15 protein-coding genes and 5 tRNA genes are annotated in these 15,100 nt (G+C 40.1%); all 20 read left to right on the top strand.

Features of this window, described 5'->3' with window-relative positions:
* The first annotated feature begins 87 nt into the window (after nucleotides 1–87).
* The 20 genes from hemC (at nucleotide 88) to nusG (ending at nucleotide 15,095) form a co-directional block, all read left to right on the top strand.
* A complete protein-coding gene (hemC, locus tag AAV96_RS08170; protein WP_046738951.1) occupies nucleotides 88–1,005 on the top strand; it encodes a hydroxymethylbilane synthase in 918 nt (305 codons plus the stop codon).
* Nucleotides 1,005–1,781 carry a uroporphyrinogen-III synthase gene (locus tag AAV96_RS08175; RefSeq protein WP_046738952.1) on the top strand — a complete coding sequence of 259 codons (777 nt, stop codon included), beginning with the start codon at nucleotides 1,005–1,007 and terminating at the stop codon, nucleotides 1,779–1,781. The genes hemC and AAV96_RS08175 overlap by 1 nt, the downstream gene beginning before the upstream one ends.
* Nucleotides 1,778–2,605, top strand: a complete 828-nt coding sequence (locus AAV96_RS08180) for a hypothetical protein (RefSeq protein ID WP_046738953.1) — start codon at nucleotides 1,778–1,780, stop codon at nucleotides 2,603–2,605. Before AAV96_RS08175 ends, AAV96_RS08180 begins: the two co-directional genes overlap by 4 nt.
* Before the next feature lie 7 nt (nucleotides 2,606–2,612).
* Nucleotides 2,613–3,806 (top strand): heme biosynthesis protein HemY, encoded by a 1,194-nt coding sequence (locus tag AAV96_RS08185; protein ID WP_046738954.1) that lies wholly within the window; start codon nucleotides 2,613–2,615, stop codon nucleotides 3,804–3,806.
* Nucleotides 3,807–3,813: 7 nt separating this feature from the next.
* Nucleotides 3,814–4,251, top strand: coding sequence for an acyl-CoA thioesterase (locus AAV96_RS08190; RefSeq protein ID WP_046738955.1), 438 nt, complete (start codon nucleotides 3,814–3,816; stop codon nucleotides 4,249–4,251).
* Between the two features lie 391 nt (nucleotides 4,252–4,642).
* The gene (locus AAV96_RS08195) at nucleotides 4,643–4,969 is read left to right on the top strand and encodes an H-NS family nucleoid-associated regulatory protein (protein ID WP_046738956.1); all 327 of its coding nucleotides are present in this window, start codon (nucleotides 4,643–4,645) and stop codon (nucleotides 4,967–4,969) included.
* Between the two features lie 176 nt (nucleotides 4,970–5,145).
* Nucleotides 5,146–5,889: a type II secretion system protein N gene (gspN, locus tag AAV96_RS08200; RefSeq protein ID WP_005218647.1), complete on the top strand. Its 744-nt coding sequence runs from the start codon at nucleotides 5,146–5,148 to the stop codon at nucleotides 5,887–5,889.
* Entirely contained in the window at nucleotides 5,889–6,725 is an 837-nt protein-coding gene (locus AAV96_RS08205) for a type II secretion system protein N (RefSeq protein ID WP_046738957.1), read from the top strand. Before gspN ends, AAV96_RS08205 begins: the two co-directional genes overlap by 1 nt.
* Before the next feature lie 41 nt (nucleotides 6,726–6,766).
* The gene (gene gspD, locus AAV96_RS08210; protein ID WP_046738958.1) at nucleotides 6,767–9,025 is read left to right on the top strand and encodes a type II secretion system secretin GspD; all 2,259 of its coding nucleotides are present in this window, start codon (nucleotides 6,767–6,769) and stop codon (nucleotides 9,023–9,025) included.
* 64 nt (nucleotides 9,026–9,089) lie between these two features.
* Entirely contained in the window at nucleotides 9,090–9,707 is a 618-nt protein-coding gene (locus AAV96_RS08215) for an FHA domain-containing protein (protein WP_046738959.1), read from the top strand.
* A gap of 69 nt (nucleotides 9,708–9,776) precedes the next feature.
* Nucleotides 9,777–10,469 carry a phosphoglycolate phosphatase gene (locus tag AAV96_RS08220; protein ID WP_046738960.1) on the top strand — a complete coding sequence of 231 codons (693 nt, stop codon included), beginning with the start codon at nucleotides 9,777–9,779 and terminating at the stop codon, nucleotides 10,467–10,469.
* A gap of 82 nt (nucleotides 10,470–10,551) precedes the next feature.
* Nucleotides 10,552–12,045, top strand: a complete 1,494-nt coding sequence (gene trpE, locus AAV96_RS08225; protein WP_046738961.1) for an anthranilate synthase component I — start codon at nucleotides 10,552–10,554, stop codon at nucleotides 12,043–12,045.
* Between the two features lie 99 nt (nucleotides 12,046–12,144).
* Nucleotides 12,145–12,220, top strand: a tRNA-Thr gene (locus AAV96_RS08230).
* Between the two features lie 53 nt (nucleotides 12,221–12,273).
* A tRNA-Tyr gene (locus AAV96_RS08235) sits at nucleotides 12,274–12,357 on the top strand.
* 33 nt (nucleotides 12,358–12,390) lie between these two features.
* A tRNA-Gly gene (locus AAV96_RS08240) sits at nucleotides 12,391–12,466 on the top strand.
* Nucleotides 12,467–12,477: 11 nt separating this feature from the next.
* Nucleotides 12,478–12,552: transfer RNA gene (locus AAV96_RS08245), tRNA-Thr, on the top strand.
* A 164-nt stretch (nucleotides 12,553–12,716) separates the two neighbouring features.
* A complete protein-coding gene (tuf, locus tag AAV96_RS08250; RefSeq protein WP_004659362.1) occupies nucleotides 12,717–13,907 on the top strand; it encodes an elongation factor Tu in 1,191 nt (396 codons plus the stop codon).
* Between the two features lie 54 nt (nucleotides 13,908–13,961).
* A tRNA-Trp gene (locus tag AAV96_RS08255) sits at nucleotides 13,962–14,037 on the top strand.
* 76 nt (nucleotides 14,038–14,113) lie between these two features.
* Nucleotides 14,114–14,554: a preprotein translocase subunit SecE gene (secE, locus tag AAV96_RS08260; RefSeq protein ID WP_004659360.1), complete on the top strand. Its 441-nt coding sequence runs from the start codon at nucleotides 14,114–14,116 to the stop codon at nucleotides 14,552–14,554.
* A gap of 7 nt (nucleotides 14,555–14,561) precedes the next feature.
* Complete coding sequence (nusG, locus tag AAV96_RS08265) at nucleotides 14,562–15,095, top strand: transcription termination/antitermination protein NusG (protein ID WP_004659359.1); 534 nt, start codon at nucleotides 14,562–14,564, stop codon at nucleotides 15,093–15,095.
* Nucleotides 15,096–15,100: the final 5 nt, after the last annotated feature.

The raw sequence follows: 15,100 nt of genomic DNA on the forward strand, positions 1-15,100 counted from the left end.
CAGATGAAAAATCAGTTTTTGCTTGCAATTTTAGGTGAGCAAGTTAAGTTTGAAACAATTGTTTTGATCCATGCTTAACTTGAATTTATGAAAACCTTAAAAATTGCGACTCGACAAAGCCCTCTTGCACTTTGGCAGGCGGAGCATATTCGCTCCCGTTTAAACGCGCTTTATCCAGATTTAACGGTTGAGTTGGTTAAGTTTGTGACGCAGGGTGATAAAATTCTAGATACACCTTTGGCAAAAATTGGTGGTAAAGGATTATTCGTTAAAGAACTGGAAGCTGCTTTGTTAGATGGTCGCGCTGATTTGGCGGTCCATTCAATGAAAGACGTGCCAATGCACTTACCAGAAGGTTTAACGCTCGCTGTGACTTGTGAGCGAGAAGACCCACTTGATGCCTTTGTTTCGAATCATTACCAAAGTTTTGATGAGTTACCTCAAGGTGCTAAAGTAGGTACATCTAGTTTACGTCGCAAATGCCAGATTTTACAAATACGCCCTGATTTAGAGATTATTGACTTACGTGGGAATGTGGGGACGCGTTTATCAAAACTTGATGATGGTTTATATGATGCCATTATTTTAGCCAGTGCAGGATTAAAGCGTTTAGGTTTGGCAGATCGAATTCGTCATTGTTTAGCGCCTGTTTTAAGTTTACCTGCTGTTGGTCAGGGTGCATTGGGCTTAGAGTGCCGTGCAGATGATGTGGAATTATTAAAAATTATCCAACCATTACAGCATGAAGAAACCTCAATTTGTGTGCGTGCAGAACGTGCGTTTAATGCCTATCTAGAAGGTGGTTGTCAAGTTCCAATAGCAGGGTATGCAACTTTAGCCAATGATCAGCTATACATAGAAGGTCGTGTGGGAAGTGTTGATGGGAAAATCTTACTAAAACAACAATTGGTTGGAACTTCAGAAGATGCTGAACAATTAGGTGAACAACTTGCACAATGCTTATTGGAGCAAGGTGCAGGTGAATTGTTAAAAGCGCTTTATTAATGCTTTTTATTAATACGCGCCCTGAAGACCGTGCTGTGAACTTAACGCAAGCGTTGTTGGAAGTGGGTCATCAGGTTATCAATCTGCCATTGTTGGAACTTGTAGCTGAACCTTTTTCGGGGCATTTGCGTGAACTGTATCAGCAACTTGAGCAGGTGCAAGTTATTGTTGTTGTCAGCCCGACCGCCGCTGATGTCGGTATGCAATATTTACAACAACAAAAGATATCCTTAGATCAACTCAAGCATGTGCAATGGATCGCAGTGGGTCAAGCAACTGCCCAAGCACTCGCAAAATTTAATATAGACAGCCACATCCCTGAGGTTGAAAATTCGGAAGGTATGCTAGATCTCCCAATATTAAATCAACAAGTACATTTGGATAAAGTTGCTTTTTGGCGTGGTCTTGGGGGGCGGCAGTTTATGATGCAGCAGTTGCAACAGCAAGGTGTCGAGATTCTTAATTTTGTTCTTTATCGTCGCCAATGCCCAATTCAAAGTGTTACGCTTTTTCCAAAAATTTTAAAAAAAATAATGCCAAGTCAACCTGTTATGGTGTTGATTAGTAGTGAGGCGAGTTGGAATAATTGGCAGCAGCTTTGTGGTCAAAATAATATAGATGTGAAATGGATATATTTGGCGCTAGGTGAACGTTTAACGCAGCTACTCAAAAATGCACGTTTGCAAACACATCAAGAGATTAACATTATTCAGCTTGATAATTTATCTATATCAGAGATTATTCAACGTATCGGTGCTTGGCAAGGACGTATATGAGAAAGATTGTTTACCTGATTTTATTACTAAGTTTATTATGGTTAGCCAAACTTAGTTATGACGTAGCACAATATTCTCAGATCGTTCCTCAACTCCAGCAACAGCTTACACAGCAGCAGCAACGTTATTCTTTGCTGAATGATCAATTTGTCGCTGTGCAGCGACAATTACAAGATGCTCATTTATCTGACCCTTCAGAAGCTTCGAGCTTACCCAGTATGGTCACGGGTGTTGCTCCTGTTATATTAATCAAACAGCAATTACTGTTAGTTCAATTCGCAATAGATCAACAACAGTTCATTTATGCGATTGATCAATTAAATCAAGTACAGCAGCATATTGTTCAATATACGGTTTCTCCTGCTTTACAGCATAGTTTGATGAAAGCGATCGAACAGGATAAACAAGCTATTCAACATTATGTGCTTATGCAAACCCAACAGCAGCAGCAGATTGATACTTTATTGCAGCAATTGGATCAAAAGCTTTTACAAGAAGTGCATAACCCAACTATTAAAATGCAAAAAGCTGAAGCTTCTTCATGGTGGTCTTGGTTTAAATTTGAAAAGGTGCAGCGTACACAGCCTGATTTAATCAATCGTCATCTCATTTTAAAAGAAGCTCAGTTACGTTTACTACTTGCTTCACAAGCCTTACATCAAGGGCAGGCATCTGAGTATCGCAAATCCGTTCAAGAGGTAATTCGATTATTATCAATTTTACCTGATCAAAACAGTCAAACGATCAAGCAAAAATTAGAAAAGCTGTTAAATCTTTCAGTTATTCCGACACCTAAATTAACGACCCTTGGTTTACTGGGGTAATGTAATTATGAAACAACTGGTGCTCATTTATTTACTTCTCAGCCTATTATTTTTTGCTATGTTTGCCATGATGAGCTATGGCTACGGTAATGGTTATGTGTATATTTACTGGCGCGATTGGCAGTTCCAAAGCAGTTTATGGGGCTTACTCGCACTTTTTATTGTGATTAGTTTATTTGCACAGTTGTTATGGTTTGTGAGTCGCAGATATTTTGCGCGAGAACAGCGTAAGAAAGAAAATATTTTACAATTTAAAGATCTACATCCATATGAGCAGCTCGGTATAGTCTGGCTGCTTGATGCGGCAAAAGAACAGCAAGGATTTATTGAGCGTGTTTTTACTCAATCAGGATTGCTGAGTAATATTGTTGATGCACAATTTGATTATAAAAATGGTGACTATCAACTGGCTTTGCAGAAATTAGAGAAATCAGCACCGATGGCCTTTGAGCTGGCAGAACTACAGCGGATCGATATTTTCTTAGAACAACATGAAACAGAAAAAGCATTAACCCATTTAGAATTCCTTGCACAGCATCAGCTTTCACCTTGGTTGGCTGAGATTGAAACTGCCTACCAACAACGCATTACTGCTTTGTGGGGCAAACTTGCCTTACAACAGCCTTGGTTATTTTTACAATCAATTCAGCATGGTTTATTAAGTGCAGAACATCGTGATCTTTGGTTGCAACAATTGCTCATACAGTTTGATCAAGCATCTGTGGATGACTTAGCTGCACTACAACAGCGATATATTGCTCTAGAGAATGAAATTCAAGCGAGACCATATAGTAGTAAGGTTTTGTGGTTAAAATTATTGGCACGTATGCCAGAAATGGGATTGCAGCATGAGGATCTTGCATTGCATTTATTGCAAGAAAATTTTGATCCAGAGGTTTTTTATCTTTGGTTCCAACAGCAACTACTGAAGCAAATTCCCGATTATAGCTATGTTGAGCAACGTATTATTCAGCTAGAACAGCGTTACACGAGTGTTCCAATGTTGACCTTTGCAAAATGGCATATTTATGTTGCAACTCAACGTTCAGAAGAAGCCGAGCAGTTATTAACTTTATATCCTGATAATATATTAATGAGCTATTTGCGGATTAAATCAACGCTTGGGGATAATCTGGATTTAATCAGACAGTTGAATTTAATCTTTGAAAATGATGTTAATTTTCTAAACTTTAAGATATGAGTGAAATATGAAAGAACTGTCTGTCTATCCTGTTATACATCGACAAACAATTGCTTGGGGAGATATGGATGCTTTTGGGCATGTAAATAATGTGCAGTATTATCGCTATATTGAAAGTGCACGAATTGCTTATTTAATGGCATTAAATATATTTGATCAAGATATAGTGACGGTGGTAGCCTCTAGTCAATGTAAATATTTAAAGCCAGTATTTTACCCTGATGTGCTGCATATTGGTGCACGTATTGAGGAGCTCAGAAATAGTGCTTTTCGAATGCATTATAGTTTATGGAGTGAAACACAAAACCAAATCGTTGCAACAGGAGAGGCAGTGATGGTTTGTGTTGATAAATTAACGTCCAATAAACTAGCTATTCCTGAATTGATTAAACAAAATATTATTGCTATTGAACAAAGTGTTGGAAATAATCTTGCATTAAAATAATTTTTATAAAGACTATTATGTCTATATTTATTTTAAGTGCGTTAATCTCATATAACTTATCTTTTTATTTTGTGAATTAATTCATAGATAGTCTGGATTTGTTATATGAAATTCAACCTATAGAAAACATCAAGAATTAAGATAAAATTAATATTCATCAGGTTCTAAAAATTATTTCATGATTTTAAAAAAATTAATACAATAGATTTAATCAAATGCACTTAAGTTTTTTTGTTTTATTGTAAATATAAGATGATTTATGGTTATATTGTGATTAAGTTGACTAATTTAATATTGATTATTTAATTGTATATAAATTACTATGGAAATAGAATTTTTGAATTCGTTTTTATTTTGAGTGATATATTTCTTTTGAGTTGGAGTGGTTCTAATGAAACCAGATATTAGTGATTTATCTGTAGAAGACTTAAAACGTTTACAGGTAGAAGCAGAAGCTTTAATCGCAAGCAAAAAAGATCAAGCAATTGAAGATGCTTATAATCAAATTATTGCAATAGCTGAAGCAGTTGGTTTTAGTGTTGAAGAGTTATTAGAGTTAGGTGAGCAAAAGCGTAAGAAAACAACGCGCAAAGCAGTAGAGCCACGCTACCGTAATAAAAAGAATACAGAAGAAACTTGGACTGGTCGTGGTAAACAGCCACGTTGGTTAGTTGCTGAATTAGAAAAGGGCGCAAAACTTGAAGATTTTCTAATCTAAGTAAGTTTTAGCCGTCATCGTTTTGTCATACGATGATTCTATGCTTCATTAAAGCCAAGCTTAAAAAGCTTGGTTTTTTTATATGAGAGAATTGGCGATGTTGAAAAAGTATGCATAATGTCATTCAGGGGCGAGTGTCTCTAAAAGGATGATATTTTGCATTTGGTAAGGGTGGAATGAAGAAAAATACCAAACAATGGAAGTGGTGGGTTTTCGCCATTTTTGCATTTTTAATTTTTATTATTTTACAAATTCCAGCAACATGGTTAATTGCGAAATTTTCTAAAGATAATCAAATCTTACATAATGTCAGCGGCAATATTTGGCAGGGACAAGCGGATTGGCAAAAAGGTCAGTTACGTGGTTCTGTACATTGGAAAACCCGTCCTTTAGATTTATTAATGTTGCGTCTTGGCGCAAATCTCGATATTCACAGCGGGAATACTCAATTTAATGGCATTTTTGGTTACGGTTTAGGTCAAAAGATTTTGATCAAAGATTTGCAAGGTGAAATTGCACCTGAGACTTTAAAGTATTTTGCCAATTGGCAGTGGCCTGAGAATTCAATTCAACTTAAAGATGTACAATTTAATTATCAAAAAGAAAAAGGCTTTACTGCAACTGAAGGTAAATTGCACTGGGGTGGTGGTGAATTGAATTATACCTTTGGTCAACGCCAAGATCGTATGAATATGCCTTCATTAACTGCGGAAATGAAAGATGAAAATGGGCAATTGCAAATAGATGTTCGGGATCAGCAAAGTCAGAAAATGGCGAATCTAAGTTTAGACCCGAATCTTATGCTCGATGTTCAATTGACACAGCGGATGTTATTAAATGTACCATCTTATCAAGGTAAAGCGGGACTCGACACTTACGTGATTAGTTCTCGCCAACCATTGTTGCAAGGTGGTTTTTAATGAAAACAATAGCACAAAAACTACAACAGTTTCGTTGGCAGCAATTCGATAAAACAAGTGCTTTTATCTTAGTTTTACTAATTTTATGGTTGTGCTGGAAGTTAGCTTCTTTATTTTGGTGGGTGGTGGCTCCACCTCAGCCGATGCAGTTTGATCGTGTTGCATTGGGTTCACAACAGGCGCAAGTTCCTAATATTAGTTCTTTTGCACTATTTAATGAACCTGCTACTACGACAGCACAAGATAATGTCAATGTGGAGTTGCAGGGCGTATTGTTGGGTTATCCAAGCTATTTGTCATCAGCGGTTATTAAGTTAAATGATACTGCTGAACGTTATCGTGTTGGTGAAACCATCGGTTCAACTTCCTATCAACTGGCGGAAGTGTATTGGGATCATGTAATTCTGAAGCAGGGTAATGGTGCGACACGAGAAGTTAAATTTAAGGGTTTAGATAATGGTTTATACCAGCCAATTGCCCCTGTATTAAACCCTCAAGCTGCAGCACCTCAAACACCTGCGCCTGCTCAAAACTCATCGCAATCTGCGCTAGGACAAGCGATCCAACAAATGCAGGAAAATCGTGAGCAGTATTTAAAAAATATGGGAGTGAGTGGCGGTGGCTCAGATGGTTACGAAATCTCAGATCGAACACCAACGAATTTAAAAAATACCTTGGGTTTGCGGTCTGGTGATCGTATTCTATCGATCAACGGTCAGACAGTCGGGCAGGGTCTTAGCGAAGTGCAATTATTAGAGCAAGTACGTCGTGAAGGACATGCCAAAATAGAAATAAAACGTGGTGATCAAGTGATGACCATACAACAAAGTTTTTAGTGATAACACGTCATCACATTAGTTAGGAATAAGTGCAGGTTATGGCTTTCTTGAATCATCAACGTCCACTTTGGGCACTACTTGCTGCCGCACCTTTGGTTGCGACCATCAGTACCAATGTGCAAGCACAAACATGGAAGATTAATCTACGTGATGCGGATTTAACGGCATTTATTAATGAAGTCGCTGATATTACGGGTAAGAACTTTGCAGTTGATCCTCGTGTGCGCGGGAACGTTACTGTTATTTCCAATAAACCTCTCAATAAAGATGAGGTATATGACCTATTTTTAGGTGTGTTGAATGTTAATGGTGTGGTTGCACTTCCATCAGGTAATACGGTCAAGTTAGTTCCTGATAGCAATGCTAAAAACTCAGGGATTCCTTACGATGCTCGAAGTCGTGCAGGTGGGGATCAAATTGTTACTCGCGTTATTTGGTTGCAAAACACGAACCCAAATGATTTGATTCCTGCGTTAAGACCATTAATGCCGCAATTTGCACATTTGGCTGCTGTGGCTGGCACCAATGCTTTGATCGTTTCAGATCGTGCGACGAATATTTATCAACTTGAAAATATTATCCGTAATTTGGATGGTACCGGGCAAAATGATATTGAAGCGATCAGTTTGCAATCAAGTCAAGCTGAAGAAGTTATTGGTTTGCTCGAAACCATGAGTGCGACAGGTGCGTCGAAAGATTTTATTGGTTCGCGTGTGCGAATTATTGCAGATAACCGAACCAATCGTATTTTAATTAAGGGTGATCCTGATTCACGCAAACGTTTACGCCAGATGATTGAAATGCTTGATGTTCCATCGGCAGATCGCTTAGGTGGTTTGAAAGTATTCCGTTTGAAATATGCCAGTGCGAAGAACTTAGCTGAAATTCTACAAGGTTTAGTCGCAGGACAGTCAGTTTCGTCCTCATCAAATACTAGTGCTAGTAAATCAAACTCAATTAGCAATCTAGTTTCAAATAATCAAAATTCGGGTTCATCGACGGGAACTTCAACTTCTTCAATTTCCACGCCGTCAATTAATCTCAACAATAACAGCAATAATAGCCAAAATAGTGGTGTTACAAGCTTTAATAGTGGTGGTGTGAGTATTATTGCAGATAGTACTCAAAATGCTTTGGTTGTTAAAGCTGATCCGCAATTGATGCGTGAAATTGAGGCAGCCATTCAGCAGTTAGATACTCGACGTCAGCAAGTCTTGATTGAGGCTGCCATTATTGAAATTGTAGGTAGTGATGCTGATCAACTCGGTGTGCAATGGGCATTAGGTGATTTAAATAGCGGTGTTGGCTTAATTAACTTTTCGAATGTTGGCTCTAGTATCTCTAAGCTCGCAGCAGGTTATCTAACAGGTGGGGCGGCTGGCGTTGGTTCCGCACTTGGTACAGGTTCATCCATTATTCTGGGTGAATACAAGGAAGGTGCGAATGGCTCACGTAAATTGTATGGTGCTCTCATTCAAGCGCTAAAAGAAAATAAAAAATCAAATTTATTGTCTACGCCATCTATCGTGACAATGGATAATGAAGAAGCGTATATCGTAGTGGGGCAGAATGTTCCATTTGTGACAGGGTCAGTTGCGACGACTGGAAATAGTACGGTGAATCCTTACACAACTGTTGAACGTAAAGATGTGGGTGTTACTTTAAAGGTGATCCCTCATATTGGTGAAGGCGGTTCTGTTCGACTTGAAGTAGAGCAAGAAGTTTCAAACGTTGAAAATAGTAAGGGTCAGGCTGCTGACTTGGTGACAAGTAAACGAGCGATTAAAACTTCAGTCCTCGCAGATCATGGGCAAACAGTCGTGTTAGGTGGTTTGGTTACCGATCAGACAGATGTTAGTCGTCAAAGTTTGCCTGTTCTTGGGGATATTCCTTATCTTGGTCGTTTGTTCCGTTCAGATAGTCGTGGCAATGAAAAACGTAATTTACTTGTATTTATCCATCCAACCATAGTGGGTGATGCTGAGGATGTGCAACGTATATCTCAACAACGTTATAACCAGCTATACAGCCTCCAATTGTCTATGGATAAGAATGGTAATTTTGCAAAATTACCTGAAAATGTTGCGGATATTTATCGCCCACAACCTGCGGTAAGTAGCTCACCATACCAAAAAGTTCCAACAACAACGCAAAAAGAGGCTGTGGTTATCACAAAGCCTGTCGTTGTGGTTGAGCCTCAAGTACAAAGAAAAACGGTGCAGCTTCCAGCCAAAGCAACTGAACGCAGTAAAAATACAGTGACAACCACGACGATTCGTCCTGCGTCTTCACAGTAGATGCACAGAAGCGCTTATGTCACAATGTTATGATTGAAAGAAATTATGATAAGGATAAACATCTATGACTTGGAAATTACAAGCCATTACAGGTGAATTTACAGGGCAAGAGATTAGTATTGAGCGTGATATGTTGGTGGGGCGACATCAGGATGCAGATATTTTATTGCAATCTGCGGATATTTCACGCCGTCACGCAGCACTGCTACTCAAAGGAGAGCAGCTATGGGTGCAAGATTTGAATTCTTCAAACGGTACGTTTATTAATGATACTCGTGTTGAACAAGAAACTGCTTTAAATGATGGCGATATTTTACAATTTGCGAGTTTTGTGTTTTCAGTTTTGGCAATTGTGCCAACGCTTACAGAGCTACCAGAAATTGAAGTTGAGCCAGTAACGGCAACGAAGCACGATGCGGGTATGCCAACGCTTGCAGAGCGAGCTGCGGAAACTTCGATTAATCGAGATGGTATGCCACAACAAGTTGGAATTCCAAAACCGGCACCAATTCCTGAAGGTATTGCTGTTCAGGCGGCTGCTGGACAGCAACCGATCGCGATTGAAGAACCTATTTCTCGTGTCCAACAAGAAATTGAACAGCAAAAAAATGCATCGATTGGTTTAATTTCAATTGTTGTGCTCATCATTTTAGCTGTGATTGCTTGGTTATTCTTTAAATAATTATATTAAGCTTTTACAATCAAGGCATGCTCATATGGGTGTGCCTTTTTATTTCTTGAGTCGAAATCTATGTCTGTTGCTCAGTTACAACAACGAAATTTAATTTTATTTGATCTGGATGGGACACTTGTGGACTCGGCAGCTGATTTATATCGAGCAATGAATCTAAGTTTGGAAAAGCTGGCATTACCATTCGTAACAGAGGTGCAGATTCGAGCTTGGGTAGGCAAGGGTGCGGCTAAACTATGTGAGACTGTTTTAGAGCATTTGTTTGGGCAGATTGATGCTCAACAGCAGAAGCAGTTGTTTGATACTTTTGTTGAGATTTACGAGCAAGAATTATGTGTAAACACCAAAGTATATGAAGGTGTTTTACCATTTTTGGATTACTGCCAAGAGCATCATATTACGATGGCTTGCGTAACTAACAAACCAGAGCATTTAGCGCAAGGTATCCTCGATATTTTGCAGTTAAGCCAATATTTTAAGATGGTGGTTGGTGGTGATAGTTTAGCTGAACGTAAACCTCATCCATTGCCTTTACTACACTGTATGCAGCAGCAAAATATTACAGCGTCACAAGCTTTGATGATCGGTGATTCGAGTAATGATGTGGAAGCCGCCAGACGTGCAGGTATTGATTGTATTGTGGTCAGCTATGGCTATAATCATGGGGAAAGTATCTATGACTGTCAGCCACAGCAAGTGGTCGATAGTTTGGCAGAATTGATAGAAGATGATTTAGTCAGGAGACAAGCATGAAGTTTGTTATGGTTTTTCGATGGCGGGCTTGAAAAGGCACTACAGAAAAAACGCACAGAAATTAAAACCATAGAGAAGATTCATGACGACCTTAGTACAATTTGAGCAATTAAAATCAGCAGGCTATAACACCATTCCTGTGTATCGCCAACGTTTAGCCGATACAGAAACCCCACTTTCTGTTTTTGCACGTTTTAAAGAACAAAAACAAGCCTATCTCTTTGAGTCTGTTGAAGGGGGTGAGAATTGGGCTCGCTATTCAATGATTGGTTTAGGGGAGTCGATTGTTTTTTCCTGTAATGCAGGTGTATTGACCATTCAGCAAGCTGATGGCTCGCTTCGCCAGCAAGACTGTGCTGATCCATTTCAGTATATCCGTGATTTTCAAAGTCAATTTAAAGTGCCAACCCAAGCTGAATTGCCTGAGTTACCAAGTTTTACTGGTGGCTTGGTTGGGTATCTGGGGTATGACGCAGTACGTTATATCGAACCAAAACTTAAAAACGTTCCCACGGCTGATCCTGTGACCTTGCCAGATCTTTGGTTAATGTTGTCTCAAACCGTGATTGTGTTTGATAATTTAAAGGACACTTTGTTTTTAATTCATCACGCAGATTCGAGTCAGCCTGATGCCTATCATAAGGCTCAGCAGAAGCTGGATCAACTTGAGCAGTTGCTCGCTACGCCTGTCAGCTTACAAGCGAAACCGCATACTGCGCCACATTTCGAATCCATTACGGGTAAAGAAAAGTTTTTAGAAACCGTTGAGAAAGTAAAAGAGTATATCCGTGCAGGCGATGTGATGCAGGTTGTGCCTGGTCAACGTATGGTATCTGACTTTGATGGTGAAGCTTTACAAGTTTATCGTGCATTACGCCATCTCAATCCATCGCCGTATTTATTTCTGGTGCAAGGACAAACACTCACAGATCAAAAGCCATTTCATATCGTGGGTTCTTCGCCAGAAATTCTTTCACGCTTAGAAAATGGTATTGCAACAGTACGTCCTTTGGCAGGAACACGACCGCGCGGTAAAACTAAGGAAGAAGATATTGCCTTGGAACAAGATTTGCTCGCAGATGAAAAAGAGATTGCTGAACATCTCATGCTAATCGATTTAGGTCGCAATGATGTTGGTCGCGTTTCTAAAATTGGTAAAGTGCAAGTGACTGATCGTATGGTGATTGAGCGTTATTCTCATGTCATGCATATCGTGTCTAATGTGCAGGGTGAAGTACGTGATGACGTGGATGCTTTAGATGTGTTTAAAGCAACCTTTCCTGCTGGAACACTTTCAGGTGCACCAAAAATCCGCGCTATGGAAATTATTGATGAAGTAGAACCAGTTAAACGTGGTGTATTTGGTGGTGCTGTAGGTTATTTAGGCTGGCATGGTGAAATGGACATGTCGATTGCGATTCGTACCTGTGTGATTCGTGATAAAAAGGTCTATGTACAGGCTGGGGCAGGCTTAGTTGCAGACTCAAATCCTGAATCAGAGTGGAATGAAACTCAAATAAAAGCTCGCGCAGTGATCAAAGCGGTTGAATTATCATCAAACGGATTGATTTTATGAGTTTTTAACGGTTTTTTTGAAAAAACCACTTGCATCGATTCAGAGTTTTGCTAAACTGCACACCGTTCCGATACGAAACGTACGAAACACTAAGAAAGAGCCGGCATAGCTCAGTTGGTAGAGCAACTGACTTGTAATCAGTAGGTCCACAGTTCGAATCCGTGTGCCGGCACCATCTTAAGAGTGTGGTAGTATAGAGTAAAGAACAGCACTGTGTAAGTGTGATATGGTGAGATTCCCGAGCGGCCAAAGGGGGCAGACTGTAACTCTGCTACGAAAGTTTCGAAGGTTCGAATCCTTCTCTCACCACCATCTAACTTCGATTGAAGTGGTAAGTACCAACATGCGGGAGTAACTCAGTTGGTAGAGTGGCAGCCTTCCAAGCTGCATGTCGCGAGTTCGATCCTCGTCTCCCGCTCCATCGAAGATGTCGCTCTTATAGCTCAGTGGTAGAGCACTCCCTTGGTAAGGGAGAGGTCTCGAGTTCAAATCTCGATAAGAGCTCCAGATATACAGCTTAGTAGAATTTCTACAAAATTTTTAAAGAAGCAGGCTATTATAGTCTGCTTTTCAAGTATTGGGTGTCTAGTTTTTTAGGCGAATGTCGATAAAGAAAGTTTTTCAGGGTTGTTTTTCTCTAAACTGGTGTCGACGTAAACGAGGAAAATCAAATGGCTAAGGCTAAGTTTGAACGTAATAAACCACACGTAAACGTGGGTACAATTGGTCACGTTGACCATGGTAAAACAACTTTAACTGCTGCGATTGCAACTATTTGTGCAAAAACTTATGGCGGTGAAGCGAAAGATTACTCACAAATCGACTCTGCTCCTGAAGAAAAAGCACGTGGTATTACAATTAATACTTCACACGTAGAATACGATTCTCCAATCCGTCACTACGCTCACGTAGACTGCCCGGGCCACGCCGATTATGTTAAAAACATGATTACTGGTGCTGCTCAGATGGATGGCGCGATCCTTGTATGTGCTGCGACTGATGGTCCAATGCCACAAACTCGTGAACACATCCTTCTTTCACGTCAGGTTGGTGTACCTTACATCATCGTATTCTTAAACAAGTGCGACCTTGTTGATGATGAAGAATTACTTGAATTAGTAGAAATGGAAGTTCGTGAACTTCTTTCTACTTATGACTTCCCAGGTGATGACACTCCAATCATCCGTGGTTCAGCGCTTCAAGCATTGAACGGCAATGATGGCGAATATGGTGAGAAATCAGTTCTTGCGCTTGTTGAAGCGCTTGACTCTTACATCCCAGAACCAGAGCGTGCAATCGATAAAGCATTCTTAATGCCAATCGAAGATGTATTCTCTATCTCTGGTCGTGGTACGGTTGTAACTGGTCGTGTTGAATCTGGTATCGTTAAAGTTGGCGAATCAGTTGAAATCGTCGGTATCCGTGACACAGTTGTAACGACTGTAACTGGCGTAGAAATGTTCCGTAAACTTCTTGACGAAGGTCGTGCGGGCGAGAACTGTGGTGTTCTTCTACGTGGTACTAAGCGTGAAGACGTACAACGTGGTCAAGTACTTGCTAAACCAGGTACAATCAAGCCACACACTAAATTCGATGCGGAAGTATATGTGCTTTCTAAAGAAGAGGGTGGTCGTCATACTCCATTCCTTAACGGTTACCGTCCACAGTTCTACTTCCGTACAACTGACGTAACTGGCGCAATTAAGTTACAAGAAGGCGTAGAAATGGTTATGCCTGGTGACAACGTTGAGATGTCAGTAGAGTTAATCCACCCGATCGCAATGGACCCAGGTCTACGTTTTGCGATCCGTGAAGGTGGTCGTACTGTAGGTGCTGGTGTTGTTGCTAAAGTAACTGCATAAGCCCAATATTGTATTACATTCAAATCGGAAGCTTCGGCTTTCGATTTGCTTCATAGGCTAGTAGTTCAATTGGTAGAGCGTCGGTCTCCAAAACCGAATGTTGGGGGTTCGAGTCCCTCCTGGCCTGCCACTTTTTTTAAATAAAAAAGCTTAATTCTGGCTAAGTTGTCATATAATAATTCGCGAATTCTACGACGAGTAAAAAAATGTCGAATGATAAATCGCGTGACGCATTAAGCGACGCGCCAATCCCTCAAAGAAATAATGCTGCAGAAGTTATAAATGCAAGTTCTCCGCTTGATATTGTCTTGTGGTTAATTGCAATTGTTTTGTTAGTTGGTTCAGCATTGGTAAATCAACATTTACCAGCCTATTGGGCACCTGCAAATGATATTTGGGTGCGCGTTGGGGTAATTTTGGCTTGTGTCGTCGTCGCTTTAGGTTTATTATACGCCACCCATCAAGGCAAAGGCTTTGTGCGTTTGTTGCAAGATGCGCGAATTGAACTGCGTCGAGTGACCTGGCCAACAAAACAAGAGACGATCACGACATCGTGGCAAGTGCTTTTGGTTGTGGTTGTTGCATCATTGGTTTTATGGTGTTTCGATTACGGGTTAGGTTGGTTTATTAAGTTAATTATCGGGTAAGAGTGCGATGAAACGTTGGTATATTATTCATGCCTATTCAGGTTTTGAAAAACAAGTGATGCGTTCACTTAATGACCGAATCCAGCGCAGCACTGTTGCTGATAGTTTTGGTGAAGTCCTTGTTCCTACTGAAGAAGTAGTGGAAATGAAGGATGGTAAGAAGCGTAAGTCTGAGCGTAAATTCTTTCCTGGCTATGTATTAGTCGAAATGGAAATGAATGATGATACTTGGCACATCGTGAAAGAGTGTCCAAAGGTTCTAGGTTTTATTGGTGGCACACCAGAAAAACCAGCGCCAATTTCTCAACGTGAAGCTGATGCAATTCTTGCGCGTGTACGTAATACAGGTGAAGCACCTCGTCCTAAGACAATGTTTGAGCCTGGTGAAGAATTACTCGTAGTTGATGGTCCGTTCACTGACTTTAAAGGGGTCGTGGAGGAAGTGCAATACGAAAAGTCACGTTTAACGTTGACGATTAATGTATTTAATCGACCAACGCAAGTTGAACTCGAGTTTCGACAAGTCGAAAAAACGATTTAATTTGA

The sequence above is a fragment of the Acinetobacter sp. AG1 genome, from assembly GCF_001005525.1.
Classification (GTDB): domain Bacteria; phylum Pseudomonadota; class Gammaproteobacteria; order Pseudomonadales; family Moraxellaceae; genus Acinetobacter; species Acinetobacter modestus.

What these genes read in the sequence shown, in the direction of transcription:
- tuf (WP_004659362.1), top strand. Translation starts at nt 12,717, where the DNA reads ATGGCTAAGGCTAAGTTTGAACGTAATAAACCACACGTAAACGTGGGT.
- secE (WP_004659360.1), top strand. Translation starts at nt 14,114, where the DNA reads ATGTCGAATGATAAATCGCGTGACGCATTAAGCGACGCGCCAATCCCT.
- gspN (WP_005218647.1), top strand. Translation starts at nt 5,146, where the DNA reads ATGAAGAAAAATACCAAACAATGGAAGTGGTGGGTTTTCGCCATTTTT.
- AAV96_RS08190 (WP_046738955.1), top strand. Translation starts at nt 3,814, where the DNA reads ATGAAAGAACTGTCTGTCTATCCTGTTATACATCGACAAACAATTGCT.
- trpE (WP_046738961.1), top strand. Translation starts at nt 10,552, where the DNA reads ATGACGACCTTAGTACAATTTGAGCAATTAAAATCAGCAGGCTATAAC.
- gspD (WP_046738958.1), top strand. Translation starts at nt 6,767, where the DNA reads ATGGCTTTCTTGAATCATCAACGTCCACTTTGGGCACTACTTGCTGCC.
- hemC (WP_046738951.1), top strand. Translation starts at nt 88, where the DNA reads ATGAAAACCTTAAAAATTGCGACTCGACAAAGCCCTCTTGCACTTTGG.
- AAV96_RS08185 (WP_046738954.1), top strand. Translation starts at nt 2,613, where the DNA reads ATGAAACAACTGGTGCTCATTTATTTACTTCTCAGCCTATTATTTTTT.
- AAV96_RS08180 (WP_046738953.1), top strand. Translation starts at nt 1,778, where the DNA reads ATGAGAAAGATTGTTTACCTGATTTTATTACTAAGTTTATTATGGTTA.
- AAV96_RS08215 (WP_046738959.1), top strand. Translation starts at nt 9,090, where the DNA reads ATGACTTGGAAATTACAAGCCATTACAGGTGAATTTACAGGGCAAGAG.
- nusG (WP_004659359.1), top strand. Translation starts at nt 14,562, where the DNA reads ATGAAACGTTGGTATATTATTCATGCCTATTCAGGTTTTGAAAAACAA.
- AAV96_RS08220 (WP_046738960.1), top strand. Translation starts at nt 9,777, where the DNA reads ATGTCTGTTGCTCAGTTACAACAACGAAATTTAATTTTATTTGATCTG.
- AAV96_RS08195 (WP_046738956.1), top strand. Translation starts at nt 4,643, where the DNA reads ATGAAACCAGATATTAGTGATTTATCTGTAGAAGACTTAAAACGTTTA.
- AAV96_RS08175 (WP_046738952.1), top strand. Translation starts at nt 1,005, where the DNA reads ATGCTTTTTATTAATACGCGCCCTGAAGACCGTGCTGTGAACTTAACG.
- AAV96_RS08205 (WP_046738957.1), top strand. Translation starts at nt 5,889, where the DNA reads ATGAAAACAATAGCACAAAAACTACAACAGTTTCGTTGGCAGCAATTC.